The organism is Streptomyces sp. NPDC056527, from assembly GCF_042794475.1.
Lineage (GTDB): Bacteria > Actinomycetota > Actinomycetes > Streptomycetales > Streptomycetaceae > Streptomyces.
Genome location: NZ_JBHTTQ010000210.1, coordinates 1 through 4,252 on the forward strand (window position 1 = coordinate 1; position 4,252 = coordinate 4,252).

Annotated in this window: 4 protein-coding genes and 2 pseudogenes; 2 read left to right on the plus strand and 4 right to left on the minus strand. The window is 68.3% G+C overall.

The features are described from left to right. Positions 1 to 143: 143 nt before the first annotated feature. Positions 144 to 871: pseudogene (locus ACFQ7Q_RS37720) on the minus strand (transposase family protein); the annotation flags it as partial. Positions 872 to 1,265: 394 nt separating this feature from the next. Here ACFQ7Q_RS37720 and ACFQ7Q_RS37725 point away from each other — a divergent pair. After that, a complete protein-coding gene (locus ACFQ7Q_RS37725; RefSeq protein ID WP_383563664.1) occupies positions 1,266 to 1,646 on the plus strand; it encodes a YrdB family protein in 381 nt (126 codons plus the stop codon). A 403-nt stretch (positions 1,647 to 2,049) separates the two neighbouring features. On the opposite strand, the gene ACFQ7Q_RS37730 is transcribed toward ACFQ7Q_RS37725, so the two are convergent. The 3 genes from ACFQ7Q_RS37730 to ACFQ7Q_RS37740 form a co-directional block, all read right to left on the minus strand. Next, positions 2,050 to 2,403, minus strand: coding sequence for a PRC-barrel domain-containing protein (locus ACFQ7Q_RS37730; protein ID WP_383563667.1), 354 nt, complete (start codon positions 2,401 to 2,403; stop codon positions 2,050 to 2,052). A 35-nt stretch (positions 2,404 to 2,438) separates the two neighbouring features. After that, the gene (locus tag ACFQ7Q_RS37735; RefSeq protein ID WP_383563670.1) at positions 2,439 to 2,762 is read right to left on the minus strand and encodes a plasmid stabilization protein; all 324 of its coding nucleotides are present in this window, start codon (positions 2,760 to 2,762) and stop codon (positions 2,439 to 2,441) included. 63 nt (positions 2,763 to 2,825) lie between these two features. Then, complete coding sequence (locus ACFQ7Q_RS37740; RefSeq protein ID WP_383563673.1) at positions 2,826 to 3,203, minus strand: hypothetical protein; 378 nt, start codon at positions 3,201 to 3,203, stop codon at positions 2,826 to 2,828. 782 nt (positions 3,204 to 3,985) lie between these two features. Here ACFQ7Q_RS37740 and ACFQ7Q_RS37745 point away from each other — a divergent pair. Next, a pseudogene (locus tag ACFQ7Q_RS37745) lies at positions 3,986 to 4,252 on the plus strand (hypothetical protein); the annotation flags it as partial.

Genomic DNA, 4,252 nt, shown 5'->3' on the forward strand with positions numbered 1-4,252 from the left:
GCACCCCGCTACGACGTCGGCAAAACCGTCAAACGCCCCGAGACCCTCAAGGCCATCGGCAAGCCTGGAAGATCTTGGTAGATAAAGAACAAGCTAAAGGCTGTTGCAGAAGGTCTGGCTTCGGCAGGCCGAAGTGGCGTTTGACCTGCTGATTCATGGTGGAGGCCGTCGCCTCGCTGTCGGCAGTCGCGCAGGATCTTCCAGTTCTTCATCCGGGCGAAGGTGTGCTCGACACGGGCCCTGACCCGTCGGTGCTCGGTGTTGTCCTCCTCCTGCCCGCGCAGGAGGGGGCGGCCGGCTCTCTTGCGGTGCGGAACGATCAGGCCGGTGCCGAGGTAGGCGCCGTCTGCGATCACTGTCGCGCCCGCCGCCGTGGCGGGCAGGTCGGACTCGCGCCAGACATGGGCGTCGGCCTTGTTGCCCGGCGCCGCCCGGGCCGCAGTGATGACCAGGCGGCTGGCCGCGTAGATGATGACCTGCACGTTCGCCGAGAACCGGTAGTTGCGTGACGAGGCGCCGACCTTGCGGTCGCGGACCGGGATCAGGGTGCCGTCCACGATCCACAACCGGTCGGTGTCCGCCACCGGCCGCGCAGCCGGTTCCAGCGCCAGCAGCGAACGGAGCCGCTGGATGACCCGGCAGACCGTGGCGGGCGAGATACCGAACGGCGGCGCGAGCTGCCGCATATGGTGAGGTTCGTGCGGTAGTGCACGGCCACCAGCAGCACCCGGTCCGGCAGCGACAGACACCACGGACGGCCGCCACCCGGCCCGTTCCCGCCTCGCTCCCGCACCAGCTTCACGAACCGGTCCATCCGCAAGCCCGTGAACGTCTCCACCCACATCGGCTCAGCCCGCAACACCCCATCCATACAGGCAAAATGCCCAGAACTGAGCATTCTGCAACACCCTTTAGGCCCACCCCACGCCCGCACTCGAAGGCCTGAGGTCTGTAGGATCTCGCGCTTCGTGACCGAGCCCTGCCCGCTGACCAGGAGCTCAGTCGCTGTCGCAGGTCGGTGGCACACCGGCCAGTCTCACGGCGGTGGCATTTCCTGAGGACGCGGTGGTCTGGCCGGGTACAGTGACGCCTTGGTCGAGGGTGGCCCGCTTGGTGGGGGCGGGGTCGGCGGCGCGAAGGAAGTCAGCGGCCCTGCCCGGCATATCGAGGGACCGGTAGCCCCGGAGCCGGGGTGCCCGTGGTCTGCTCTCTCGGCCGCCGACGGCTCACATCCGCGGAGGGCTATAGGGGAGGGGATCTCGCGCATGTCGTCAGGATTCGGGTTTCACGCGTCCACGCTCGCTGTACGGTTCGTTCTGGAACTGGTGTCGCTCGCATGCTTCGCGGTCTGGGCCTGGACGACCACGCCAGGACCTCTGCGGTACGTCCTTGTAGTCGTGGCCCCGGTCCTTGTGGCCGTGCTGTGGGGCGTATTCGCCACCCCCGGCGACAAGTCCCGGTCCGGCGGGACGGTGGTGGCGACCCCCGGCGCGCTGCGGTTTCTCCTGGAGTTGGCTGTCTTCTTCGGCGGCGCCGTGGCGCTATACGCGGCGGGATCCCATGTTCTCGCCATCATGCTCGCCGGCGTGCTGATCGTCTACCACGCCCTGTCGTGGGACCGCGTGGTCTGGCTGTTCCGACACTGACCCCGGACGTGATCACACGCCGTCAAGACTTCTCAAGGCAATGCCGGTTCTCTGGGGGTCAACGTCGTCGCGCAGCCCGCGACGCGAGGAGAAAGCCGTGAGAATCCGACAGCTTCAATGCGACAGGGCACCAGGGAGTCTCACAAGAGCAGCATAGGTGCCATCCTCGCGCCAATCGCGGCTGAGACTGCGCCACGAAGTCTGAGACCCTACAGTCAGAACCCAGGGGGCACCTGGAGAACGATGCCTGGTCGTCCGATCTGGTCCGGCGCGGTCTCGTTCGGGCTGGTCACTTCTCTGAACTACTGAGTCGGTGGCGGGCGAACCGGGCTCGTAGCCGGGACTGCCCACGCGCAACCAAGAAGCCGACCTGTCACGCCTCCACGTGCCGTCCGGCTCTTCTTCACATGTGTGGCTGGCCGTAGTACTTGGCGAACTGCTCCAGGTAGGACGGTTCGCCGCCGTACTTGGATGCGTCGAACTCTGGCGCGTTCTTGATCCGTTCCTTGGTCCGGTCGACGTGGACCTTTTCCTCCACGGTGTCGATCAGCGTGATCGTTCCGGCGGGCAGCAGCACATGCTTGCCGAAGATCCACGCTCCGGTGTCCACGACCAGGTAGGAGGCGCCGACTTCATCGGAATGCTTGCTGATCTTGCCGATGCTGCCGTCCGTGGCCTCGACTTTGAAACCGACGATGTCGGTGCCGGCCTGGTAACCGGCATCGGGACGGTAGCCCCAGATGTCGTACTCGGTCACAGCAGACCCCTTTCCTCACATGCGCCCCCTCAGCTTCAGCGGCCGAGAGCACGCTTCAGCTCCGCCTTGTCCATCTTCGAACGGCCTTCGATGCCCCTGTGCCTGGCCTCGTTGTACAGCTGCTCCTTGGTGGGTCCCTGAGCACCGCTGTGGGAGCGTTGGCCGCCGCGCTTGGAGGACGACATGTCCTGAAGCGAGGTCCGGGAGGCGGTCTTCGACTCGCCGGAGCGGGCGCGTTCCTTGTTCACGGTGCGGGCGGCGATCTCCTTGGCGCGCTTCGTGCTCTCTCCGCGCTCCTCGGCACTCTCCTTGATGTGCTCGTACTGCCGTTCCCGCTTCGGGCTGGAACCACGGGGCATGACAACCCTCCTCGGCTCGTCGTGCCATCTCGGCATCAGTGCTACTTCCCACCTCCGGCCGTCTCATTCGACAGGCTCGCGTTTCCCCTCGTCCGTTTGTGCCGGCGGGGGTGCTCCGGGCTTCCTGCGTGTCCTCTTCCTGGCGCCACCTTCCACACGGGCGGCGGACGGCCTGGCGAAGCGGCCGTCGGCGCAGGCCAGGACGGGTAGGCCGCGGGAGGCGTCGAGCACCGCGGCGGCCAGGACGGCTTCGGGCAGGCCGGCCCGTGCGGCCGCTGCGGACAGGATGTGCTCCACCTCGCGGGCCGTGGCCGGGGTCGTCGCCATCAGCATCCCCACCAGCCACAGCACTGCCCGGTCGGACGGCGCCGGTACGGTGTCGGTCCCGGCGCTGCGGTCGCGGGCTTCGCTGCCCCGGACGAGGGGGACGGACACGGTCATGGCAATCACCTGCCTTCGAGCCCACGCCTCCGGGAGGTCGCCGAGACGTGCCTGCTCACCGAGCGGACCGTCCAGGCGATCGTCGCGGACCTGGAGCAGGAGGGATACCTCACCCGGGTACTCGAAGGACGACGCGACCGCTACCGCATTACCCCCGGCGCGTAGATCCGCCACCCCGCTGAAGCAGGCCGCAACATCGCCGGGCTCCTCGCCCTCTTCGCCGACGAACCGCCCACGAACCACCGCAAACCCCAGTGGACCTGACCGACCCCACCCGAGGACGTCAGAGACCGCGGCCTCACGGCACGCCGAGAGGTGCGGACCGTGGAACCCCTGGCCGGCCTACACCACGTACTTCCCCCCGGGCGGTACGGCCTCACGCACGGCACGGTGACAGGGCGATACGAGGTCCACGCACGCGAGGCCCGGCCGGACGAGAGAGCCACCTCGGCCGGGCCCCGCTACGGATGCCGAAATGTTCCTCAACACACGTCCCCCGCGCCCGCCCGCCCCGCCCCGGGAGCACCCGCCCCGCGCCCAATCACGCTGCCGGTCGGGTGACCTGCCCGGGCAACGCGGCCGGTCCCAGAACGGCCGCCCCGGGCACGGACGAGGATGCACCAGGTCCGCCCCACGCCCAACACGGCTGGAGATCTACCAATGCTGCGACTTCAACCAGCGCACGGACAGGGGTGCGTGACGCCCAAGATGGGGGTTCCGGTAGTTCTCGCCGACGCTAAGCCTGGGAGGCTCCCCTGATCTGGGATGAACTCGGGGAAGGCGTGGCGGTGGCCCGTTGCCGGGCGCAGGGTGGCACCATCGGCGGCGCCGGCGTCACCGACGAGTCCATGCTCTCCATGGCCCTCCGCCTGCGCGACCAGGAGATGCGCCTGCGCGGCATCGCCTCCCGGCTCGTCATCACCACGGGCAAGAAGAAGGGGCAGCACCCCTCGCCCGCGACCGTCATGCGGATGCTGCGTGAGCACGACGAGCAGACGGCCGCGGAACCGCTCCAGCGGCGGCTCCAGCGCCGCGGGCCCGAATCCGGG